General features: G+C 65.9%; 6 protein-coding genes. 2 read left to right on the top strand and 4 right to left on the bottom strand.

Going from position 1 to position 25,329, the window contains the following annotated elements; genetic code table 11:
* Positions 1–646: 646 nt before the first annotated feature.
* On the top strand, positions 647–18,862 hold the full coding sequence (locus tag ACIBJI_RS03000; protein ID WP_397082819.1) for an amino acid adenylation domain-containing protein: 18,216 nt from the start codon (positions 647–649) through the stop codon (positions 18,860–18,862).
* Positions 18,863–18,868: 6 nt separating this feature from the next.
* Here the strand turns inward: ACIBJI_RS03000 and ACIBJI_RS03005 are convergent, their stop codons facing one another.
* Positions 18,869–19,552 (bottom strand): hypothetical protein, encoded by a 684-nt coding sequence (locus ACIBJI_RS03005; RefSeq protein ID WP_364341201.1) that lies wholly within the window; start codon positions 19,550–19,552, stop codon positions 18,869–18,871.
* Between the two features lie 330 nt (positions 19,553–19,882).
* On the opposite strand from ACIBJI_RS03005, the gene ACIBJI_RS03010 reads away from it, so the two are divergent.
* Complete coding sequence (locus ACIBJI_RS03010; RefSeq protein WP_396957264.1) at positions 19,883–20,956, top strand: MspA family porin; 1,074 nt, start codon at positions 19,883–19,885, stop codon at positions 20,954–20,956.
* Between the two features lie 111 nt (positions 20,957–21,067).
* Here the strand turns inward: ACIBJI_RS03010 and ACIBJI_RS03015 are convergent, their stop codons facing one another.
* The 3 genes from ACIBJI_RS03015 to ACIBJI_RS03025 all read right to left on the bottom strand — a co-directional run bounded on the left by ACIBJI_RS03015 (position 21,068) and on the right by ACIBJI_RS03025 (position 25,222).
* Positions 21,068–22,315 (bottom strand): hypothetical protein, encoded by a 1,248-nt coding sequence (locus ACIBJI_RS03015; protein WP_396957263.1) that lies wholly within the window; start codon positions 22,313–22,315, stop codon positions 21,068–21,070.
* A 7-nt stretch (positions 22,316–22,322) separates the two neighbouring features.
* Positions 22,323–24,116, bottom strand: a complete 1,794-nt coding sequence (locus ACIBJI_RS03020; RefSeq protein WP_396957262.1) for a hypothetical protein — start codon at positions 24,114–24,116, stop codon at positions 22,323–22,325.
* Between the two features lie 65 nt (positions 24,117–24,181).
* On the bottom strand, positions 24,182–25,222 hold the full coding sequence (locus ACIBJI_RS03025; protein WP_364341209.1) for a DUF2235 domain-containing protein: 1,041 nt from the start codon (positions 25,220–25,222) through the stop codon (positions 24,182–24,184).
* Positions 25,223–25,329: the final 107 nt, after the last annotated feature.

The raw sequence follows: 25,329 nt of genomic DNA on the forward strand, positions 1-25,329 counted from the left end.
TCCTGAAGTCTTGACTTACCGCAGTGTTCAGCGGCGGCATTAGGGGCGGTTCCGAACCAGATGTCGTTAACTGTCAGCTTTCTTGTGGTGGAGGGTTTGTTCCAACGGTTCAGAGGCCTGATTCTCCGCAGGATTCGAGCTCTGCCTGGTGCTGGAGTACTCGAAGCAGGTCACGCAGTTGTTCGGGAGTCTTGAAGCCGGTCGCGCAGGTTGGACTATGGGTAGCCTAACCTGACTGACCTGCCGCGAATGTTAGCCAATCCATTGCTGTTCAACGCTCTGAACTGCAACTTCGTGCTCGAATGGCCTGTCAGATAACGTTATCGCTGTCTCAACAGAGTGGCACGTGTCTGCGGTATATTTGCCGTAGGGTGCCGAATGGCGCCCCGCTCCTTGTGAATTTGGCCCCTGGTCCCTGGGCCATGCACGACGGGCGACCGGACGATGGATGGATGGCTGAGACGTCCAACCGACGAGAACGCCGCGTAAGCGTCGGCGAGATCGTGTGCCGATCGCCTTGACGGTGCCTTCCTGAGCATGCGACCCGGTTGACGTCGCTATGTTGCAAATTCCACCACACTGATATCGGCAACTTTGCAGCAATAGAACTGATTTCCTGAAATGAGTGATATCAGCGGAGGTCGAGATGGACCAGTTCAAGAGCGGTATCAATAGCAATCCGGATCAGTCGAAAGTGCTGCAAAACGGCTCATTCCACTTTCCCGGCACAAATTCGGGAAACGGTTCCGCCGCGCGCTCCGACGGTAATGGATCCGCGCGACTGTCATCATTCGACATTCTTCCACTGACTGCGGCTCAGCGGGGAATCTGGTTTGCCCAGCACCTCGCGGAATCATCGCCGATATCTGTAGCCCAATTCGTCGAGATCGTAGGCGAGTTGGACGCGGAATTGCTTGCCGAGGCATGCAGAACCGCTGGTCGCGAGTTCGGATCCGGACACGTCCGCCTGATCGAGGTCGACGGAGAGCCAGGTCAGTTCGTCGACGAGGAACGCGGAGCTCAGGTGTCGATCATGGACTTGCGTCGGCACGCCGATCCGGTTGCGACTGCGCACGAAATCATGGTTCAGGATTATTCCGCCCCCCTGGACCTGCTGAACGACGACCTCATGACGAGCATCGTGTTCCAGGTCGGCGAGGACCATTTCCTGTGGTACCAGCGTGCACACCACATCGCACTCGATGGTTTTGCCGCGGTAACGATGCTGCACCGGATAACCGAGTTGTACAACGCTCGGGTGAGGTCCGAGGAAGCGCCGCCGTGCGCGGCGCAGGACCTGGGGGTCGTCGTCGAGCAGGATCTGGCGTACCGGGGTTCGGCACGTTTCGAAAACGATCGCAGATACTGGCTCGAGCACCTGGCAGGCGCGCCTGCCGTCGTCAGCCTGGCCGGTCGCGTAGGCAAGCCCACCATTCATCCGGCGCTGGTCAGCACAGAGTTGCCGGACGCCACCGCGCATCTACTGCGGAGCCAGCACGGCCAGAGCGTGACTCCGACCATCGTCGCGGCGTTCGCCGCTTATCTAGCGCGGATGACCGGGAGCGATGAAGTATTGCTGAGCCTGCCGGTTTCGGGTCGGCACTCTGCCGTGCTGCGCCGTTCCGGGGGGATGGTGGCGAATGTGGTCCCGCTGCGAGTTCGGGTCGCCGGCCGCAGCGTCGGTGAATTGATCTCCGCTGTGCAAAGCGAGTTGACCAGTGCTCTTCGGCGGCAGCGCTATCGCCAAGAGGACATATTCCACGATATGGGGATTGCGCGCGACGAGGCGCCATCCTTCGGGCCGGCCGTGAACCTCATGATGATCGAGAACGAGATTGTGCTCGGCAACACGACAGGCCGCCTGCACGTCCTCACCTCAGGACCTACCGCCGACCTCTTCGTCAATATCTACCCGGGCGCCGGCAGAGACAGTACACATATCGACTTCCAGGGAAATCCGAATGCATACACCCCTGAGGAGCTCGCGGGCCACCACCGGCGGTTCCGCATGTTTCTGCACGAGTTCCTCGCAGGGGGACAGGGATCTCCGGTCAGCCGAGTGCCGCTGCTCGAAGTTCAGGAACGGTCTGCCCTGCTGCCTGTGCGGGGGCCCGGCGGGGTCGAAACACAGCTGCTTCCAGAGATTCTGACCGAGAGCGCGAGCCGCAATCGTAGTGCGTGCGCGATCGCCTCGGCCGGGCAGACGATGACATATGGCGAGCTGGACACCAGGTCCTCGCAGCTGGCCAGGGATCTGATAGATCTGGGCTGCGGCCCGGACACGGCGGTGGCGATCATGCTGCGACGTTCGGTCGAATTGGTCGTGGCGACGTGGGCGGTCGCGAAATGCGGTGCGGCATTTGTCCAGTTGTCCCCCGAGTACCCGGCGAAGCGGATAGCACATATCGTCGCCGACAGCGGTGCGGCTGTGGCGATTACGGTCGACGCCCTGCGCGGGCGGCTCCCGCTGGCGATGCGCCATGTGGTGCTCGACGACCGTGCGCCCCTGGGCGAATGCGACGCCGCGAGCGCGCCGATTTCCGACGATGACCGTATCCGCCCACTACGGCCGTCCAACATCGCCTATATCACCTATACCTCGGGATCCACCGGAGCCCCGAAAGGCGTCCAGGTTACGCACGCCGGCCTCGCGAATCTGGTTGCCGACCGCGCCGCCACGTACGGCATCGACGCCACCTCACGCGTGTCATACGCCCTCTCGCCCAGTTTCGACGCCTCCCTGGAACAGTTTCTGACCTGCTTCGCGATCGGATCCACGCTGGTGATCGTGCCGCCGGAGGTGAGCGGCGGTGAGCCGCTCACGCAACTGTTGGCCGACGAGCACGTGACCCACCTGACGCTGACGCCCATGATGCTGGCAACTGTGGACCCGCGTCGGACGACGGATTTGCGGGTAGTCGTGGTCGGTGGCGATGTATGTCCACCGCACGTCATCGAGCGGTGGACGACACCGTCGGTGTCCATCTACAACGAATACGGTCCTACCGAAACCACCGTGACCGCCGTCGGCTCCATGCTGAGACCCGGCCGCGCCCATACGGTCGGTGGCCCCATCCGCGGCGTCTCGGCGATGGTGCTGGACCGAACGCTCCAACCGGTGCCAAAGGGCACCGCGGGCGAGTTGTATCTCGCCGGACCGGGATTGGCCCGTGGATACAGCCATCTGTGCGTCGAAACCGCCGCCAGGTTCGTCGCCGATCCGTACGGCGGCACCGGCGAGCGGATGTACCGCACCGGCGATATCGCGCGCTGGACCGGCGATAATGCCGAGCCGACGCTGGAATTGATGGGGCGCAGCGACTTCCAGGTCAAGATCCGTGGCTACCGGATCGAGCCGGGGGAAATCGACGCCGCGCTCACCACACATGAGGACGTGGATCGGTCCGTCACTGTGCCGGTGCTGAACAACATCGGCACGACGGTGCTGGCGTCCTATGTCGTCCCGGTCAGCGGTCGTCGGATCGATCCGCTCGAACTTCAGCGCTTCGCCCGCGCTTCGCTGCCGCCGCATATGGTCCCGGCGGTGATCCTCTCGTTGGACAGCCTGCCGGTCAATGCCTTCGGCAAGCTCGATCGCAGCGCTTTGCCGAGGCCCGAATTCGGGACCGCAGCGGTCGGGCGTGGACCAGCGACCGCCCGGGAAAAGACGGTCGCACGGCTGTTCACCGAGGTGCTCGGCGTGCCTCGAGTCGGGGCGGACGACAGCTTTTTCGCCCTCGGTGGCGACAGCATTCTGTCGATCCGGCTGGTGGCGCGCGCCAAGGCCGAGGGCCTGAGTTTCTCCACACAGGATGTCTTCGTGCACAAGACCGTCGCGGGCCTGGCAGCAACGGCGACGGAAGCCGGCGATAGCCCCGAGCTGGCCGAGTTGCCCGGCGGTGGTGTAGGGCCGATGCCGTTGTCGCCGATCATGCACGCGATGCTTCATCGGGGTCGTTACGACCGATTCGCGCAGGCCGCGCTCGTTCAGCTTCCCGAGGGCGTCGATCGAGCGGGCCTGGTGCGCGCAGTGGGATCCCTGCTGGACCGCCACGATATGTTGCGGGCGGTACTGCGCGGCGATTCGGCTAGTCGGTACGTCGAGGTGCTCGATCGGGAAGCGGTCGATCCGGACGCCGCGCTCGTCGATGTTCGGGTCGATCGACGTGACGCCGCCGAAATCGGTCGGCACTTGCAGAAGGCCGCGGATCGATTGGCCCCGGGCAACGGTGTGCTGTTTCAGGCCGTCTGGATTCAGGATCGCAACGGCTCGGGCCCCGACCTGATGTGGCTGGTGATCCACCATCTCGCCGTCGACGCGGTGTCGTGGCGCATCATCCTGGCCGACCTCGCGCAGGCCTGGTCGCAGGTTCGCGACGGCGGCGAACCGCATTTCGGCCCGGCCACCACCTCGTTCCGGCGGTGGATGCACGGTTTGGTCGAGCAAGCGCCGGGCCGGCGGTCGGCGGAGCTCGACCTGTGGAAAGGCCTACTCGAGCAAGGCGATCAGCTACTCGGATCGCGCCGTCTGGTCCCGGATCGTGACGTCGGGGCCACGGCGGGCCGGGTGCGTCAGCGCATCCCGGCAGCGGTTGCCGAAGCGGTTCTCACCACCATTCCGGACCGCTTCCACTGCAGTGCCAACGATCCGCTGCTGGCGGCGCTGATACTGGCACTGGGTGAGTGGCGGCGCCGGCGCGGTACGGCGGTGGCCGCAGAGTTGATCTCGCTGGAGGGACATGGCCGCGAGGAGCGGGCCGTACCCGGCGCCGATCTCAGTGCCACCGTCGGCTGGTTCACCACTCGGTTCCCGGTCCGGATCGAATGGGAGAACATCGACATCGATGATGCGCTCGCGGGCGGCTCGAGTGCGGGACTGGCGATAAAGCAGGTGAAAGAACAGCTGCGCGCGGTGCCCGACAACGGCATCGGCTATCAAATGCTGCGCTATCTCGATTCGCAGGGGAGCGCCGAGCTCGCAGACCTGCCCGAACCTCAGATCAGTTTCAACTACCTCGGCCGGGTGAGCGTCGGTGAACACTCGGTGCCCTGGGCACCCACCACCGAATTCACCGCACTGACCGCGACGAGCGATCCGGGGATGGCGTTGTCCGCCGTGCTCGATATCAATGCGATCGCCGAGGAGGGGCTCGACGGGCTCGAACTCAACGCGACCTGGGAGTTCGCCTCACAAGTGTTGGGAGGTGCGGAGGTCGACGAACTCGCCGGGCTGTGGGCTCTAGCCCTGGGGGCGCTTGCCGATCACGTCCGATCCGACACCACACCCGGCTTCACCCCATCCGACTTCCCGCTCACCGCGGTATCACAGGACGATGTCGACCACTGGCTGCGGGAATACCCGTCGATGACCGATGTGTGGCCACTCACCGCCCTGCAGTCCGGGCTGCTGTTCCACGCGATCTACGACCGGGACGTCGACGACGGCTACACCGTGCAGGCGGCGCTGACGTTTGCCGGGCAGGTGGATGCGCAGCGGATGCGGCGGGCCGCGCAGGTGCTCATCGACCGGCACGACAGCCTGCGGACCGCGTTCGTCGAAAGTGCCGATGGGCCACGTCAGATCGTGTTGCGCGACGTCGGGGTCGATTGGGGCGAGTCGAGTATCACCGACATCAGCGATGTCGGGCAGCAGGCAGAAGCACTTCGGCGACGCGCGACGGCGGCTGCGGCGCCGTTCGACCCGGCCTGCCCGCCGCTGATGCGTTTCCACCTCGTGCGCACCGGCGTCGATATGTTCCAGTTGCTGGTCACCAACCACCATCTCGTGCTGGATGGCTGGTCGATGCCCCTGCTGATCCACGAATTGCTCGCGCTGTACATATCCGATGGCGATACGGCCGAGCTCGCGCCCCCTCGTTCGTACCGAGAGTATCTGCGGTGGCTACAGATCCAGGATCGCGACGCCGCAACCGCCGCGTGGCGGGAGATGCTCGCCGGAATCGACAGTCCGACCCGGGTCACGGGCGGGCCGGATCGGACCGTCACCGCGCACGCCGGTGAAGTCGGTCTGCACCTCGACGCCGCGACCACCGCCGCGATTCTCGATTTGGGCCGCTCGCACGGCGTCACTGCCAATACGGCGTTGCAGGTGGCGTGGGCATTGCTGGTGGCCACCCTGACCGGACGGTCGGACGTGGTGTTCGGCAATACCGTGTCGCACCGCCCGGCGCAGATTCCGGATGTCGAGCGCATGGTCGGGCTCCTCGTCAACACGCTGCCCGTCCGCGTCCGGCTCCAACCCGACGAAACCGTCGGCGACCTGCTCGTCCGCGTGCAGTCCGAGCAGGCCGCGATGCTGGATCACCAGCACATCGGCTTGGCGGAGCTGCAACGGGCCACCGGTAATGCCGATATGTTCGATACCGCTACGGTGCTCGAGTCCTACCCGCTCGACCGGGAACTGTTGGCACGCAATCTCTCCGACGCCGGATTGCGGCTCGTCGAGATCGACACACACGATGCCACGCCGTATCCGCTGAGTTTGCAAGTGACCCCGCCGCAGTCGAGTCGTGCCGGACGACCGGATGCCGCCGACGAGCCCGGCACCTACACGGTGACGCTGAAATTCGCCACCGACCGATTCGATTCCGACGCTGCTCGCACGCTGCTCGAGCGCTTCGAGTTGCTGCTCACCCAGATCGTCAGCGATCCCGCCCGGAAGGTCGCCGCGGTCTCCTCCTGCTGGGATTCAGAACGCGCGGAACTGCTTTCGGTCGGCAGCGCGGAGCCGACCGCGCAGCTCGTGCTACGCGACATCCTGTCGGGGACCGCCCGGAGGTATCCGGATGCTGTGGCCGTTCGGTGCGGTGACACCAGGTGGACCTATCGTGAGCTGGAGCATCGCGCCGACGGGTTCGCTCGCCTGCTGGCCGGCCGTGGTGCTCGCGCCGAGTCGATCGTCGCACTGGCCGTTCCCCGTTCGGCCGAACTGGTCGTCGCGATCTGGGCGGTGGCGAAAACGGGTGCCGCCTTCCTGCCGTTGGATCCCGGCAATCCCGCCGCGCGCATCGAGGAGTTGGTGTCCGACTCGGGGACGAGTCTGGGCGTGACGACCAGCGCTGTGGCACCGCGGCTTCCGGACACTGTCGAATGGTTGATTCTGGACGCTTCGGCTTCGGATGCTTATGAGGATCTACCTCATCCGACGGGTGTCCCGGCCGGGGCCGACAGGCTGTCGGCCGACAACGCGGCATACGTGATCTACACCTCCGGATCGACCGGCAAACCGAAGGCGGTCCACCTCAGCCATCGAGGTCTGGCCGACCTCGTCGCGGCGCAAGTCGACGCCTTCGGTGTGGGTATGGATTCGATGGTGTTGCAGGTCGCGTCGCCAGGATTCGACGCGTGCATGTCGGAGTTGCTGTTGGCGCATGGCAGTGGCGCGTGCCTCGTGGTGGCGCCACCGGAGGTGTACGCGGGGTCCGACCTCGAGGAATTGCTTCGGTCGCAGCAGGTTTCGCACGCGATCATCACCCCATCCGTGCTGAATACGATGGATCCGTCCCGGACACCGTCGTTGACATCGCTCGCGGTCGTCGGCGAAGCGACCGGGCCGGACACCGTGCACCGGTGGGGCGCTGGGCGACGGCTGATGAATCATTACGGACCGACCGAGTGCACGATTTGGGCGACGGGGTCGGATGCCCTCGTACCCGGCGAGCCGGTGACGATCGGTGGACCGATCCGAGGCGCGTCCGCGATGGTTCTCGACTCGTGGCTGCGACCGGTGCCGGTCGGTGTCGCGGGCGAACTCTATATCGGTGGGCCCGGACTTGCCCGCGGGTACGTCGATCGACCGGGTGTGACCGCGTCGCGCTTCGTCGCGGATCCGCGATCCACCCGCGGCGAGCGGATCTACCACACCGGCGATTCCGTGCGCTGGGTGCGCGGACGCGCCGGGCTGGCACTGGAATACCTGGGCCGTTGCGATCAGCAGGTCAAGATTCACGGCCTGCGGATCGAGCCGGGGGAAATCGATGCCCACCTGGCCCGGCACCCGGACGTGGCGAGCGTCGCTACGGTTGCGGTGGAAGGGCCTGCCGGCGAACCGGTTCTGATGTCCTATGTCGTCTCCGCGCCGGGCGCTGTAGTAGATGTGGCGGCACTCGGCGACGATCTCGCGGGCAGGCTACCTCGTTATATGAATCCCGCGGCGATCGTGCGGCTCGACCAGATGCCGCGCACGCCAACCGGAAAGATCGATCGAAAAGCGTTGCAGCAGTGCGCCTTCGATTCCGACGCCGCAGGCGGCAGACCGCCGTCGACGCATACCGAGCAGGTCGTGGCGAAACTCTTCGCCGATGTGCTCCATCTCGACACTGTGTCCGCCGATAGCAACTTCTTCGCGCTCGGCGGGGACAGCATCGTCTCGATGCGGCTGGTGGCTATGGCGAGATCTGCCGGGCTCACGCTCACGCCGCGAGATGTATTCGAAGGCAAGACAGTTGCCGCCCTCGCCGCAATGGCGGGCGGCGATGCGGCTGCGGTGACAATCGAGGCACCCCCTCGACTCCCGGCGGCGGATCGTGCCTCGGGTTCTCCGCTCGTCGCGCTCACACAACCCGACATCGATCGGCTCGAGCGGCAGTTCCGCGGCCTGTCCGACGTGTGGCCGTTGTCGCCCACACAATCCGGGATGCACTTCCACTCGACGTTCGACCCGGATACCGGGGACAACTACACCGTCCAGACGATGATCGGATTTTCCGGCGCGGTCGACAGTGAGCGCCTGCGACGTGCCGCTCAGGCGGTGGTCGACCGGCACGATATCCTGCGGGCCGCCTTTGTCGAGACCGCGGCGGGGCCGTGCCAGATCGTGCTGGACCATGCCGAAATCCCGTTCCGGGAGATCGATCTCGCCGGTGGTGGCGATGCGGAATCCGCCGCCGATCCGGGATCCATTGCCGCAGCGGACGCGGCGGCGGGATTCGACCTGTCGGCTCCTCCGCTACTGCGCTTGACGCTGATCCGGCTCGATGCGGGGTCCTTCCGGCTGTTGGTCACGAATCACCATGTGATCCTGGATGGCTGGTCGATGCCGCTGCTGATGCGAGAACTGCTCGACTACTACGGATCTCCCGCACATATCGGCTCCGCTGGACCTGCTCCCTCCTACCGCGACTATTTGTCCTGGCTGGGTCGGCAGGACAGCGCAGCATCCAAAGCGGCATGGGCGCGAGCCTTTTCGAATGTCGACGCACCCACCCGGGTGTCCCGCGACGCCGGCGCGGCGGGCTCGGTATCCGCCGCCGAGGTCGGGGCCGACTTGACGGCGGATCGTTTCGGAGAACTTCGTCGAGTGGCGGCGGAGGCGGCCGTCACCATAAATACGGCCGTCGCCGCGGCCTGGGCCCTGAATCTGCGGGTACTGACCGGTGAGACCGATGTGATCTTCGGCTCCTCCGTTTCGGGCCGGCCCCCGGAGTTGCCGCTGGTCGATCAGACGCTCGGCATGTTTCTGAATACGATTCCCGTGCGAGTCCCGCTCGATCCCACAATGACGGTACGCGAGTTGCTGATCGGCATTCAGGCGCGGCACGCCCGCATGCTGGATCATCACCATATCGGCCTACCCGAGATTCACCGCAGCGTCGGTCTGCCCGAACTCTTCGACACCGCCATCACCTTCCAGTCGTTCCCGGTCGACCGGACGGCACTGCAGCAACTCGTCGATTCGGCTGGCCTGCGAGTGGACGAACTCAGCGGTGTGGACGCAACGCCGTACCCGCTGAGCCTGGTCGTGGAACCGAAGCAGTCCGAGCAAGGCGAGGCGCAGGGACTTCGGATCACCCTCCGATTCCACGACCGTGAGTTCGATACCGCGTCGGCGCGCCGCATCCTCGACCGCTTCGTCGAGTTGCTGTGCCGGATCGCCGCGAATGCCGATATGCGGCTGGGCGAGCTGCCGCTCGCCGAGGAGCCGGGGCCGACGTGGCCGGTTTCGGGTGCGCAGGCCGCGATCCCGGACACATTGGACCGGATACTCGCCGCTTCCGCCGCCGCCGAACCCGAAGCGATCGCCGTGCGGTGCGCCACGGCCACCATGACCTACCGGCAGCTCGACGAGCGATCCGCACGTCTGGCTCGGGTCCTGCTGCGGCACGGCGCCCGCGCCGGACAGGTCGTCGCCTCCGTGCTTCCGCGATCCCTGGCCGCGACGGTCACCCTGTGGGCCGTCGCGAAGACCGGTGCCGCATTCCTGCCGATCGATCCGACCTTGCCGTCGGAACGGATCGAATTTCTGCTTTCGGATTCGAAAACCGTGCTCGCGCTGACCGATACGTCCGCGGGGAAGCATCTTCCCGACGGCGTCGACTGGCTGATCCTCGACGAGGAGCACACGCGCGGCGCGGTGGACTCGGTTCCCGCCGTGCCGATCACCGATGCCGAACGCGGCGGACCGATTCGGCGGGATCAGATCGCGTACGTGAGCTACACCTCCGGGTCGACCGGTACGCCCAAGGGTGTACTCGTCAGCCATCGCGGCCTGGCCGATATGGTCGCAGCGCAGCGACGAATACTCGGCGTCGACCTGATGTCGGTAGTACTGCAGGTCGCCTCGCCCAGCTTCGACGCCTCGGTGTTCGAATTGTTGATGGCGCACGGCTCGGGCGGCCGGCTGGTCGTATCGCCCGCCGATGTCTACGCCGGCCCCGAGCTGGCGGATCTGATCGGGCGCGAACGTATTTCGCATGCCGTAGTGACCCCCTCGGCGCTGGCGACAGTCCCGTGCGACGGTCTCGACGGGCTGCGCGTGCTGGCGACAGCCGGCGAGCCGGTCGGGCCGGAACTGGTCGATCGGTGGGCGCCGTATCGCACCATGGTCAATCTTTACGGGCCGAGCGAAAGCACTATCTGGGCTACCGCGGGCGATGCACTCGTGCCCGGTGCCGCGATCACGATCGGCAGGCCGGTCGGCGCCGTCGCGGCCGTGGTCCTGGATACCTGGTTGCGGCCCGTGCCACACGGCGTCGCGGGCGAGTTGTACCTGTTCGGCACCGGTCTGGCCGATGGGTACGTCGCCAAGATGGCGTTGACCGCGGCGCGGTTCGTCGCATGCCCGTTCGGGGGGCCGGGGCAGCGCATGTACCGCACCGGTGACGTGGTGCGCCGCAGCGCCGATGGCGAGATGGAGTTCTTGGGGCGCAATGATTTTCAGGTGAAGGTGCACGGCACCAGGGTCGAGCTGGGGGAGATCGACGCGGTGCTGGGTGCGCGTGCGGATGTGACATATGCGGTCACTGTGGCGCGCCGCGATGGCGGGCGACCGGTGCTGCTGGTGTCCTATGTCGTTCCTGCGGCCGGGGCCGAGGTATCGGGCGAGGAGTTGCGTGCGGCACTGGCCGAGGCGTTGCCCCGGTACATGGTGCCGTCCGCGGTGCTGGTGCTGGATGAGGTGCCGCTGACCGCCAATGGGAAACTGGATCGCGAGCGATTGCCCGAGCCGATTGCCGTCGCGCGAGAATTCCGGGCGCCCTCGCCGGGGATAGAGGAAATGATCGCGCGAACATTCGAGCAGGTGCTCGATGTGGACCGGGTGGGAGTCGACGACGACTTCTTCGCGCTGGGCGGCGATTCGCTGAGCGCCTCGCTGCTGGTGGCGCGCATAGGTGCGGCCCTGGACAGGCGAGTGCCGGTGCGGTCGGTATTCGAGGCGCCGACCGTCGGCGGATTGGCCGCGCTCGCAGGAGCACTCAACGGTGGAGGCCGGTTGCCCCTGCTGGCGGGAGTGCGTCCCGACCCGGTACCGCTGTCGCTCGCGCAGCAGCGGATGTGGTTCCTGAACCGGTTCGAGCCGGACTCTGCGGCATACAACATTCCGGTGATGCTGCGGTTGTCGGGACGGCTGAATACCGAAGCGCTGGCGGCCGCACTCGCGGATGTGGTCGCACGTCACGAAGTTTTGCGGACGATATATCCGGAAACCTCCGGTGAGCCGCGACAGGTCGTTCTCGACGAGCCCGCGGTGCTGGTGGAGCCGGTGCGAGTGCCTGCGGATTCGGTCCCGGATGTGGTGGGTGAGTTCGTGCGGCGCGGATTCGATGTGACCGCCCGAGTGCCGATGCGAGTGGGATTGTTCGAACTGGGTGCCGAAAGCGACAGTGCCACAGCAGAATTTCTACTGGTGCTGGTGGTCCATCACATCGCCGGCGATGGTCAGTCGATGGGGCCACTGGCCCGTGACGTGATGGTGGCGTATACCGCGCGACTGGCCGGGCACGCGCCGGAATGGGAACCACTCGCCGTGCAGTACGCGGATTTCGCGTGGTGGCAACGGCAGATGCTGGGGGCCGCAGACGATCCGGCGTCGTTGATGTCCGCGCAACTGGAGTTCTGGCGCTCGACGCTCGCGGGCGCACCGGACCGGCTGGAACTACCCGCCGACCGACCACGCCCGGCGATCGCATCGCTGTCGGGCGGCCGGGTACCGGTGGAGATCGGTGCGCGGCTGCACGAGCGGCTGCTCGCGCTGGCACGGTCGCGGGGGTCGTCGCTGTTCATGGTGATGCATGCGGCGCTGGCAACGGTATTGGGGCGGCTCAGTGGCAGCGATGACGTAGTGATCGGCACCCCGGTCGCCGGGCGGGGCGAGCCTGGCCTGGACGAACTGGTGGGAATGTTCGTGAACACGCTGCCATTGCGGACCCGGGTGGACACGCGCGAGCCGTTCGCCGAGTTACTGATGCGCACCCGGGAGACGGATCTGTTGGCGTTCGAGCACGCGGACGTGCCGTTCGAGCGGGTCGTGGAGGAGTTGAAGCCGGAGCGATCGGCGGCACGGCATCCGTTGTTCCAGGTGGCCTTGGCGTTCCAGAACGTGTCGACGGTCGATGTGGCGCTGCCCGACGTCCGGGTGGCACGGGCGGATGTGGATACCGGGGCGACCCAGTTCGACCTCCAATTGGTGCTGTCCGATTCGTCCAATGCCGCTGTGGCGCAAGGTATCTCGGGGATGATGAGCTATGCTCGGGACCTGTTCGACGAGGCGACCGCGGCGGGAATTGTCCGACGGCTGATGCGGGTACTGGAAGCCGTCGCCGGCGATCCGGCCGTAGTGGTCGGCGACATCGACTGGCTGGAAGCCGACGAGCGCTCGGCGCTCACCTCGCGGATGGGGGAACACACGGTGGCGGCGCTGGAGCCGTCCGGATTGCTGCCGGAGGTGTTCGCCTCGGCCGTCCGGGACAACGGCGACGGTATCGCCATTGTCTCGGGGGATGCCACGTTGTCGTATGCACAGCTGGACGAACGATCCAGCCAGCTGGCGAGGATGCTGATCCGCAGCGGCGCCGGGCCGGAGAGTGCGGTGCTGGTGGCGGCAGCGCGGTCGATGGACTCCGTCGTCGCATGGTGGGCGGTGGTGAAGTCAGGTGCGGCATATGTGCCGGTGGACCCGAGCTATCCCGCGGGCCGGATCGAGCAGATGGTGGCGGATTCGGGTGCGACGCTGGGCCTCACGGTGTCCTCGGCGCGTGCCGAGATGCCCGATTCGGTGGACTGGATCGTGCTCGACGACGCGGCCACCGCCGCGCAGATCGACGAGTTGGCCAGCGGCCCGGTCGGCGATGACGAGCGGCTGCGACCACTGCGGACCTCGAACGTTGCCTACGTGGTCTTCACCTCCGGATCCACCGGGGTGCCGAAGGGCGTCGCCGTCACACATTCCGGCATCGCCGACTTCGTCTCGGCGCTACGCGCCGATCGCGAGCTCCGACACACATCCAGGGTGTTGCATTTCGCGTCGCCGTCGTTCGACGCCGCCCTGCTGGAGATCCTGATGGCGGTCAGCCGTGCCGGTGCGCTGGTCGTGGTGCCGACGCAGATCTACGGCGGCGCTGAGTTGACCGAACTCCTGCGCGCGCAGCGGGTTACCCACGCCTTCATGACCCCTGCCGCGCTCGCGTCGGTGGTTCCGGCCGGGCTGGACGACTTGCGGGTGGTGCTGTCCGGGGGTGACAAGGTCCCGGCGGATCTGGTGAATCGGTGGGCGGGCACCGACATCGCCGGCGCACGGAAGTTCCGGGAGCTGTACGGGCCGACCGAGGCCACGGTGGTTGCCACGGCGACGGGTGAGCTGCGACCCGGTGACCGGCCGACGATCGGTGCCCCGCTGCAAGGCATGCAGGCGCTGGTCTTGGATGCCCGGCTGCGGCCGGTGCCGGTGGGGGTGGCTGGAGAGTTGTATCTGGCGGGGTCGGCGCTGGCGCGCGGGTACCTCGACAAGGCGGCAACGAGTGCGCAGCGGTTCGTGGCGCACCCGTTCGGGGAACCTGGACGCCGCATGTATCGCACGGGTGATGTGGTGCGCTGGAATACCGATGGTGCTCTGGAGTTCCTGGGGCGCAACGATTTCCAGGTGAAAATCCGTGGCTACCGGGTCGAGCTGGGCGAGGTCGACGCGGTGCTGAGCGCGCGTGCGGAGGTGGCATACGCGGTCACGTTGCCGTGGCATGCGGGCACGGGTCCGGTGATGTTGGTTTCCTATGCGGTACCCGAAACCGGGGCGAGTCTGTCGGGCGAGCAGTTGCGGGCGGCGTTGGCCGAGGTGCTGCCGTCGTATCTGGTGCCCGCCGCGGTGATGATCCTCGATGCGATCCCCTTGTCGCCGAATGGAAAACTCGACCGCGCGGCCCTACCCGCACCCGTCGTCCAGGCCAAGCGATTCCGGGCCCCGGCTTCACCGGTGGAGGAAATAGTGGCCGGCGTATTCGCCGACGTCCTCGGCATCGGCGGTCCGGTAGGCGCCGACGACGACTTCTTCGAACTCGGTGGCAACAGCCTGGTGGCCACCCGGGTAGCCGCGCGGATCGGTGCCGCGCTCGACGCGACCATCCCGGCGTCGATGATTTTCGAGGCGCCCACGGTCGCGAGGTTGGCCGCGCGCGCCGAATCGCAGGCCGATACCGGTCGGGTGGCGCTGACCGCACAGCCACGGCCACAGCGAATTCCGCTGTCGTACGCACAGCAGCGAATGTGGTTCCTGAACCGGCTCGAGCCCGGCTCGGCCGCCTACAGCATTCCGATCGTGCTACGGCTGTCCGGACAGCTGAATCTCGACGCGCTGCGCGCGGCCATCGAGGATGTGCTGAACCGGCACGAGGTACTGCGGACCGTATACCCGTATGCCGATGGCGAGCCGTCGCAGGTTGTCCTGCCCGCCGCCGAGGCGATGGCGCCGATGACCGTGACCTCGGTCGCGGAACCGGAACTGGCCGAGTCGTTGTCGGCGTTCGTCTCGACGGTATTCGATGTGACGGTCGAGGCGCCGGTGCGGGTGCGGTTGTTCGAGCTCGGGCCGCAGGAGCGGGTCTTGGCCGTGGTGGCGCACCACATTTGCTGCGACGGGTCGTCGCTGGGTCCGCTGGCACGGGACATGATGACCGCGTACGAGGCACGCCTGATCGGGGAGACACCGTGCTGGCCGTCGCTGTCGGTGCAGTACGCCGACTACGCGATCTGGCAGCGGACGGTGCTGGGGACCGAAGACGATCCGGAATCGCTGCTACGCGCCCAGATCGACTACTGGACAAACGAATTGGCGGAACTCCCAGCTTTGCTGGAGCTGCCGACCGACCGACCGCGACCGGCCATGCAGACTTATGCGGGCGCGAGCGTGCCGATAACGGTCGGTGCCGATCTGCACGCGGGATTGCAGCAGGTCGCGCGAGCACATAACACGACGCTGTTCATGGTCTTCCACGCCGCGCTGGCGGCCGCGCTGGCCCGGCTGGCCGATACCGACGATATAGCGATCGGCACTCCGTATGCGGGACGCGGCGAGCCCGAACTCGACGATCTGGTCGGGATGTTCGTCAACACCTTGGTGTTACGGACCCGGTTGACCCCGGGGATGACGTTCACCCAGCTGCTCGAGCATGTGCGCGAGACCGATCTCGCCGCGTTCGGGCACGCCGATATTCCATTCGAGCGGCTGGTGCAGGAGCTGAACCCGGTGCGCTCGCGCGCCCACCATCCAGTCTTCCAAGTGATGCTGGCATTCCAGAACCTCGCCAGGGCGCAGTTCGAACTTCCGGGGCTCTCGGCGTCGGCCGCGTCGGCCGACAGCGACACCGCACTGTTCGATCTGCAGATCACGGTGTCGGATTCCTACGACTCCACCGGTGCCCCGGCCGGCATCAGCGGCGGGGTGACCTACGCGAGCGACCTCTTCGACCCGACGACAGTGACCACGATCGTCGATCGCCTGCTGCGATTGCTCGGCGCACTGGTGACCGATCCGGCACAGCCGGTGCACGAGGTGGATCTGCTCGGCGCCGATGAACGGGAAGCCGTTCTGACGCAGTGGAATTCGACCGATCGCAGGCTCCCTTCCGGCGAGACGCTCGCCTCGGTCTTCGCCCACTCCGTGGTGGCGTATGCGGACCGGCCCGCGGTGACGTTCGGCGAACAGTCGCTGACCTATGCGGAATTCGCGTCTCGCGTATACCGGTTGGCGCGGTGGATGATCTCCCGCGGAGTGGGTCCGGAGTCGTTGGTGGCGCTGCGCATGCGGCGTTCACTGGACCAGATCACCGCCATGTACGCGGTGCACGCCGCAGGCGGTGGGTACGTGCCGGTCGATCCGGACCTTCCGGCCGACCGCGTCGCGTACATGCTGTCGATCGCCGCGCCGGTGCTGGAGCTGTCGTCCCTCGATGGGCTGGAGCTGTCCGGCTTCGATGACGCGCCGGTCACCGACGCCGATCGGCTCGCATCACTGCGACCGCACAACATCGCATACCTGCTCTTCACTTCCGGGTCGACCGGGCGACCGAAAGGTGTTGCGGTATTGCATTATTCGGTGGTGAACCAGTTGCGGTGGGTCAACGAGACCTACGCCCTGATGCCGAATGATGTGGTGCTGCAGAAGTCCCCGGCCACGTTCGACATGTCGGTGTGGGAGTTGTTCGCGACACTGGCGATGGGGGCGCGGCTGGTGATCGCGCGAGCCGACGGGCACACCGACCCGGCCTATCTCGCCGAAACCATTGCCACCCAGCGGGTCACGATCGCCGCGTTCGTGCCGTCGATGCTGGCGGTCTTCGCGGACGCGGTGCCTGCCCAGTCGCTGGAGTCGGTGCGGACGTTCCTGGTGGGCGGTGAGGCATTCGGCCCCGAGGTGGCGGCGGCGGTGCGGCGGATAGTGCCCGGGGTCGAGTTGCACAACCTGTACGGGCCGACCGAGTTCACCGTGTGCGCGACCGCGCATCGGGTGACCGAAGCCGACAGTGGGAACATGCCGATGGGCACACCGGTATGGAACGCGCGGGCATACGTACTCGACAACCGGTTACATCCGGTACCACCCGGTGTCGCTGGGGAGCTGTACTTGGCGGGCAACCAGCTCGCGCGCGGCTATCAGTCCCGTCCGGGTCTCACCGCGGAACGGTTCGTGCCTGATCCGTACGGTGACGGCCAGCGCCTGTACCGCACCGGTGACTTGGTGCGCTGGCGCAACAGCGGCGAATTGGAATACCTGGGCCGCACCGATTTCCAGGTGAAGTTGCGCGGCCTGCGGATCGAACTCGGTGAAATCGAGGCGGTACTCGCCGAGCACCCGAGCGTCGCCCGGGCGATCGCCGTGATGCGCTCCAGCGGTGCGGTTGACCACCTCGTCGGCTACCTGGTGCCCGCCGCGGGCGCCACGGTCGACACCGCGGCGGTCTCGGCGCACGCGGCATCCGAACTACCCGACTACATGGTGCCCACCACGGTGATGGTGCTCGACACGGTGCCCCTCACCGCGTCGGGCAAGCTGGACCGCACGCGGCTACCGGAGCCGGTGCTCGCGGTAGCGGAGTTCAGGGAGCCCTCGTCCTGGCTGGAAGGGGAGGTCGCACAGGTCTTCGGGGCGGTACTCGGTATGGATCGGGTGGGCGCCGATGACGACTTCTACACATTGGGTGGTAATTCGCTGAAGTCGGTGCAAGTGGTGAGCGAGTTGCGCAAAAAACTCGACTACGAGGTTCCGATCAGCTGGATGCTGTCGGATCCGTGCCCGGCCGATCTGGCGAAGCGGATCGAATCCGGAATGCACTCCGGACCCGTCGTCGACCGATCCGTCGGCTTCGATGTGCTGCTGCCGATCCGGACCGCCGGGGAGCGACCACCACTGTTCTGTATCCACCCGGCCGTGGGCCTGTCGTGGTGTTATCGCACACTCGACCGGTATCTCTGCGACGGTCGACCGATCTACGGAATTCAGGCGCCACAAGTCGGCGGCGAGGTACCCGGTCCGACGTCGATCGAAGAAATGGCCGAACGCTACTTCGACGAGATTCGCGCGGTTCAGCCACACGGTCCCTATCACCTACTCGGCTGGTCGCTGGGTGGTGCGATCGCCCATGCCATTGCTGTCGAGATGCGCGCCGCCGGTGAACAGGTCGCGCTACTGGCACTGTTGGACGCCGAGGTGGGCGGTGTCGACGAGTCGACGCTCTCCGCCGTCACGGCCGGAGAACTGATCAGCAATCTCGGTCCGGTCATGGGCGTCGATTTCGTGAGTCCCGATGCGACCGCCGAGGAGGCCGCCGATCTGATCGAACGGCACCTGGGAGGCAACCTCGGTGTCGACGCCGCAAGGATCGAGCGCCTGACCGACGCCTACAACCTGGCGATCCGGGCGGCCAGTCGGTGGCGGCCTGCGGTCTTGGACAGCGACATGCTCTACTTCACCGCGACACGTGAAAGGCGATCCGACGCCGCGGGTCCCGAGGGATGGGCGCAGGTGGTCCGTGGGCAGATTTCGATTTTCGACATCGACGCGACCCACCTCGCGATGACCGAACCGGGTGCGATTGCCCAGATCGCCCGGATTCTCAACGCACGACTGGATCGATGACCGTTTTTATCTCGGCGAGGTGGTGGGGGCGCCGGATCCATCGGTTGAGCCGTCCGCTAGCGGGAGGGGCGTGGTGATGCCCACTATCGCCCCGACCGACGCCCCGAGCACCCCACCGAGCAGGGCCGCGGGTCCGGCTACGACGGCGACGCCGACGGCTGCGCCGAGGAGCGGGCCGACAACCAAGCCGGTCGGCATGAAGGGGATACCGGCGACGAACCCGGCGGCCGCGCCGACCATTCCGGCGGATATCGCGACGGGCGCGGAAACTCCAGCAGCGATGCCTGCGCCGATTCCCGCACCGACGGCCGCGTCGACAGCGGTGATGGTGCATCTGCGGGGATCTACGGGGACGTGCTCGCAGAGCGCCTGGATCGGCTCCTGATCCACGGCGGGCGGCGAGCCCGGCGCGTCCACCGCCTCGACCCGGGTCCAACTGTCGGCGGCGAGCGGATTCACTCGGCCGACAGCTCGATCGCCACGGCGCGTGTCGACCAACGGTGCGATGTCGACCGGCGACCGGCCGAGTAGATCGAGTTGGGCCGGCAACGGGAAAGGACTTTGCCCCTGCTCGTGCTGCCTCAGCGATAGCCAGTCCGCTGTCGTCGGTGGCGTGACAGGTGCTTGCGCGGTGACGTCCGGGGATGCGTTGGCTACTCCGGTTCCGAAAAGAACCGCCAGTGGCAACATGCTCGCAATCAATATTGGACGTGATCCACGCCTACGACCGGCTTCCGGCATTCCGTACCTCCTGGACGTCTATCTATTGGTGATTGTCGACCTCGAGTGTTTGTCGCATGCTGCGGCGCAGTTAGCTTAAGCGGCCCGCACAGCAGCGCCGGGGCGAATTGTCGAATCCTGTAGCAAATCCGTGGCTCGCTGTAACCGGTGCGCGACACGCCCGGCCAACTGAACGCAGCGGGCCAGCGCACCGCTACGATTGCCAGTCGTTAGCTATTTGAGTCTGTGCAAGCGATTTCGCCGCCGTTGGTGTACATCCGATTCGAAACAGGACCAACTATGCGACCTCCATCCGTCGTTATCGCGACCAGCGTGGTCGCGACCGTCCTGGCTGTCGTGGTGCTGTGGCCCGGTGGCACCGAGCCGAGCCGAGCGCAACCGCCGCCCAGTGCGGACATATCCGGCGCCGGAATTCACCTGACAGCATCGGTGGACAACGTCAGAGTGGACCCACCCGGCGACCGGACTCCGACCTACCTCATGACATTCGCGCATGCCGCGCAGTTGTCCGGCGACTACTCGCTGAGCGTGGAGGGCGCTGCGGTGACGTCCGGGCAGGCCGTCGCAGGGTTCGTCCTCGGCTGCGCGATCAGTGTGGATAACGGCTTCACCGTCGGAATCGATCCCAATCAGGGGTTGTTGGCCAGTATTTCCCCCGAGTTCAGCCCGGCGAACGTTGCCGCCCGCCTGCCGATTGCGACGTTCGCGCCGGTGCCCACAACGCCGAGTGTGACGCCCACGCCGGTGCCGAGGCCGATTGCGACGCCCACGCCGGTGCCTACAACGCCTAGTGCGACGCCCACGCAGGTGTCCACAACGCCGAGTGTGACGCCCACGCAGGTGCCAACACCGAGTGCCAGCACCGCGTCCCGAAGCGCCGCCGCCGCGTCCCGAAGCGCCGCCGCCGCGTCCCAGAGCGCCGCCGCCACGTCCCAGAGCGCCGCCACCACGTCCCAGAGCGCCGCAGCCACCTCGCCGAGTATCGAAACCACATCCCCGAGTATCGAAACGACAACCCCGAGTATCGAAACGACAATCCCGAGCATCGAAACGACAACCCCGAGCGCCTCCCCGCCCAGCGCGAGCCTCGGACCGACTGTCGGCGGGACCCTGGGCCTGGCAGAGGTACTGGAAGCCACTTTGGCGCCGGGCCAGATCACCACCGTCACGACAGTGACGGCCAACCTGGACGACAAGACTGTGTTCCCGTACCACTTCATCTTCAACAACGCCGCGTTGAACGTCGGCCAGTGTGCCTCACCGGTATCGGCCGTCCCTTTCATAACCGCCTCGGTGGGTACCCCGGTGGGGATTACGCAGACCACGGCCTACGGCAGCCAGTTCGTCTTCTGATCCGATTTCGCTGGTTTGAAGGGCCCGGCTCGGCGTCTTCAGCCGCCTCGAGCCGGGCACTAGGTGGTGCAGCCGCGTCGGGGAGAACCAATGCGCCCGATGGACGCTGGCTCAGGCTGTGAGTGTCACTTCGCTCCACAGGTCACCATTGACGGCGATTTTGCCGGGGACGACATCGGGGGACTCGTCGGCTCGTATGACGGTGTGCTCGTGACTCACCAGCGAATCGACCAGCGATTTCTTCGGAATGGTCTTCGCCCATCGCTTGACGAGTCCGAATGGAATCATCGCGTAACCGTCTGTCTGCCAATCATTTTCGACGAAACGCCGGGGCGTGGCATTGTGCGAACCGTGATGTCCGACCTTGTAGAAGGCCAGGCGGGAAACGAGATCGACATTGCGTGGATCGGACAGGACGTGCTCCCATGCGCCCTGCTGTGCGTCGCCCGGGAAAAGCAGCCTGGTTCCGGCGATATCCAGCACGAAGAAGACGCTGGTGTTGTTCACCGCGTTCTCCAGAACCGAGGCGGCGCGCAGCAGTCGATCGTCATCGTCGACGAGTTCGTCCAGCTCCAGCGCCGCCTTCGCTTGAAGCAGGCGGCTCGGCAAGGGAGTCCGCGCGATATAGCGCCGGTTGAACAGCGGTGTCGGCCCGCCGTCGGTCGCCGCGGACGCGCCCGCGCGTACCAGGGGCCACGATTGCTTCGCGGGCGGATCCATGCGCTTCAGGAATCGGGCATCGCGCGGCGGTCCGAGGATATGCGCGAGCAGCCCGACGCGATCCACGGCGATCGTATTCTCGGATTCGTTCTTGCTCGGCAGGTACCGCACCCGGTGAGGTGCGGCGAATCCGCTGAAATTGCGGCCGAGGAGACGATCGGTCGCGGCGGCATTGCCCTGCGAGTTCACCGCGAAGGCCTGCGCCTGTTCGACGGAGGTCGACATGCGATGCCCGTTGCCGCGCTGTTCGATGAGCGCGAGCAGACCGTTCGCGGCCTCGACCTGACCGCTGCGGATTCGTCGCGCGTCTTCGTCATCGGGATCCTCGACGAATGGCACCCACACCTCGTCCACGCTCACCTGCTCCCACTCCCGGCAGGCGAATCCGGTGATGTGATCGGCGTGGTGATGGGTGGCGACCACAATGTCGAGATGCGGTCGATGGTGCGGATCGGCCGCGGTGAGGTCGGCGATGATGGCCCGCACGGAGTCACGTATCGGGCGCGCCTGGCCCTGGCTGTGCACGCCGCAGTCGACCAGCATGCGCCAGGTTTCATTGTTGCGCCGCACGGTCACGGTGAAGGCGTCGCCGAATCCGACGTTGTACATCCGGATGGCAATGGTTGTCGGCGTTGACATGTCGCACCTACTGATCTGTTTGCGCGTGGATAGCAGCGAAGTCGAGGCGGTGGATCGCGTGCTCGGCGGTCCATGCGCTCAGTGCGTCGTCGGCTTCCAGTCGGTCGAACCATTCCCGCATCGCGGCCAGCCGCAGCTTGCCCGCTCGGTGGAACGCGATGGCAGTGTCGTCAGCCGCCGACGATTCGTCGCTGAACGGCAGCGGCTTGGCGATCACGTAGTCCACACTCCCGTCGGCGCTGACGACGAGCGCGGTTGCGGCGCGGATCACCGGTTGTTGCTTGCCTTGGCCCGCATCCTCGAGATCTGCGCGACGCTGCAGCAGCTGAATGGCCAATTCGGGACGCGGCAACCGGTCACCCGCCATTCGGTACGAGACGTGGATGCCTTCGCAGCTGATCTTGAAGTTCGGATCCAGCCCGATTCGGGCGGCATTCGAGTCGGCCCAGCCGATGAGCTCTTGGGCGACCTGCTCGAAAACCGAACGCCTGGTCGAGGAGTCGTCCCGACCGGAGGTGCCGTTGCCGTCGGGTACGGCGGGGGTACGCAATTCGCCCGGAATGCCGATCGGGTCCAGGTCCTTCGATGCGGACAGGATGACCCGGGACAAATCCACCTGGTGATCGCCGTCGCCGAGGTTCAACCGGGTGTCCGGCCGCTGCCAGACCAGCGCTTCATCGGTCAGTGAGGTGACACTTATCGGCCAGATGCCGCGCCGCCGCAGCGCCTCCACGAGGGTGCTGCGCAGGTGTTGCCGGTCCTCCGGATAGAGTCCGCGATCCGCGGTGACGATCGCCCGGACGACATCGCCGAAATTGACGTCCAGTACCGGGAGGTAGTCGAAACTCCGCACAACCATCCCGAGCATTCGATCCGCGGTCTTGACCGCCTCGTCCGCGATCCGAGATACCAGATCAGGGTGCAGACGACCCGGCGGTAGAACTCCGGTGCCGCCACTGGCGATCCGCAGCAGGTCCGCGATCGAGTTCTGGTAGGCGTCCAAGTACGCGTCGAATACCGCTGCGACGAAACACGCACCGCGTTCGTGTGGCTCCTGTGCCGCGCGAAATCGTTCGGGCGTGCGACTGCGGTCCTCTATCGCCGAACGCAATGCCGCGCCGCGTCCGGTGGATTCACCGAACTCCCTCGCCAAATCCAGCAGTCCGGCGCTCTTCTCGAGTTCTCCCGACGTGGTCGCGATTGCGTTGAGGACCACGTCGCGGTGGGCGAAATGCTGGAACAGCGCGATCAAGTCGGCGACGGCCTCGTGCCAGGCGAAGACATCGCGGTTGGTCCCTTCGTTGTACAGCCGCCGGATTCGATGCACGATCGCATGCGTCACCTCATGCGCGATGATGTCGCTCGACAGGCAGGTGAAGATGACCTGTCCGGGCAGATTCGCACCCGGATTATCGGCATCGGCTTGGTAGTAGCCGAATAGCAAGGCGCGGCGGCGCGGATCGAAATAGGCGTTGCGCCCCTCGAAGGCGTGCGGGACCAGACGCAGGATCTGGTCGCGGTGCCACCGGAATCGACGTCCCATGAACCGTTCGAACCGCTCGATCACACTCATCGCGACCGCGTAGACGACCTGTTGGTGCGCACGGGGGTCACTTTCGGTCGGACGAAGTCCGTCCTGCGCCAATATGTATGGATCGTTGAGGTCGACCGGCTCGTACCACGCGTTACGGCTGGCGTCGAAGTCGACCACCTGCACGAGTGCGCCGTCGGGGCCCGGCCCCCGGATGTGTTCGAACGGAATATCGAGGGTGAGGAACTGGCCGGACAGACGCGTGGACATCGGGTCGAATGCGAAGGTACGCAGCCTGCGTCGAGCAGGCGGACAGATTCCGTTCGCGTACTCCGCTAAATTCGCAGTTTCGTCCATTGTTCGTCCTCCCACCTGACATCTCGGGGGATTCGTTTTCCATACGTCGTGTCGCTCTCGCACCGTGACCGCACGCTCGCGTGCACCCGAGCACCCGCGGGAACCTTGCGTCGGTGGTAGGTGAGCAGGGCCCAGATCCAGCCCATCCGGTGCACGCTGCCGTTCGCATGTGCGGGGCTTATCGCGCAGGTATCCAGGTACGCCCCGGCGCGCAGCAGCAATCCGGCCTCGAGCGCACCGTCGGTGATCCACTTGAGCGCGATTTCGGCCAGCTTCGGATCGTCCTCGAAGGTGCCGCCGACGTCGGAGTGGACACCGGCGAACCAGGCCTCGGTGAGAATCGGCCGGTTTCCCTTCGGGGTGACCAGATATTCCTCATATGGACGACGCTTCTCATCGATCGAAACGGCATGGTGCGCCTTCACCACATTGGGCACCTGCCGGGTGAAAGGCCATTTGAGTTCCCAGCGCAGCAGTCCGGCCGCCTTGACCGTGTCCCATACGCCGAGGAATTCGATAGGAATCGAGAAACTGCCGTCGGTGGACTTCGAGCAGAAGGTGCGGGCGTATCGGCGAAGTTCCGGCCAGTTCGTGGTCTTGCGGGTGTAGGCGCTGACGACGTACTGCACGAGATTCTCACTGCCCGGACGCAAGAGGCCCGGCTCATGTAGTAGTCCGGCCAGCGCTCGCGCCGTATACGCGCCGCGGCTGAAACCGAATATGAACACTCGGTCGGCCGGCTGCCAGTGCGCTATTAGATAGGAGTAGGCCTCGGCGAGATTGGAACGCAGTCCGCTGCCGACCGCCAGCCCCAGCACTCGGGACACCCACCGGGCCGGTGGCGTCCAAGCGCCCTGAGCGCTGAACGTACCAACGCCCGGGTCGTAGTACGCGATTTGTTTCGTGGCATCGCTCAGGTCCAGCATCTCGAACAGGCGGACCACATTCGTGCAACCGCTGGCGCGGACCTGATTGCCTGTTCCGTCGAGACAGATGACGATGTTCTTACCGGTGGACACCCAATGAGTGTGGGCTCATCGAGCACGGAAGTATCGAGTAGTGCGGTACCTGACTTTCGCGCCGATCGGCGATCGATTTTCCGGCGTTTCGTCGGCCCTTGCATAGT

Source organism: Nocardia sp. NPDC050408 (assembly GCF_044458905.1).
Taxonomy (GTDB): Bacteria; Actinomycetota; Actinomycetes; order Mycobacteriales; family Mycobacteriaceae; genus Nocardia.

Bases quoted from the DNA above. Each gene is read 5' to 3' on its own strand.
- ACIBJI_RS03015 (WP_396957263.1), bottom strand. From the start codon at position 22,315: ATGTCAACGCCGACAACCATTGCCATCCGGATGTACAACGTCGGATTC.
- ACIBJI_RS03010 (WP_396957264.1), top strand. From the start codon at position 19,883: ATGCGACCTCCATCCGTCGTTATCGCGACCAGCGTGGTCGCGACCGTC.
- ACIBJI_RS03020 (WP_396957262.1), bottom strand. From the start codon at position 24,116: ATGTCCACGCGTCTGTCCGGCCAGTTCCTCACCCTCGATATTCCGTTC.
- ACIBJI_RS03005 (WP_364341201.1), bottom strand. From the start codon at position 19,552: ATGTTGCCACTGGCGGTTCTTTTCGGAACCGGAGTAGCCAACGCATCC.
- ACIBJI_RS03000 (WP_397082819.1), top strand. From the start codon at position 647: ATGGACCAGTTCAAGAGCGGTATCAATAGCAATCCGGATCAGTCGAAA.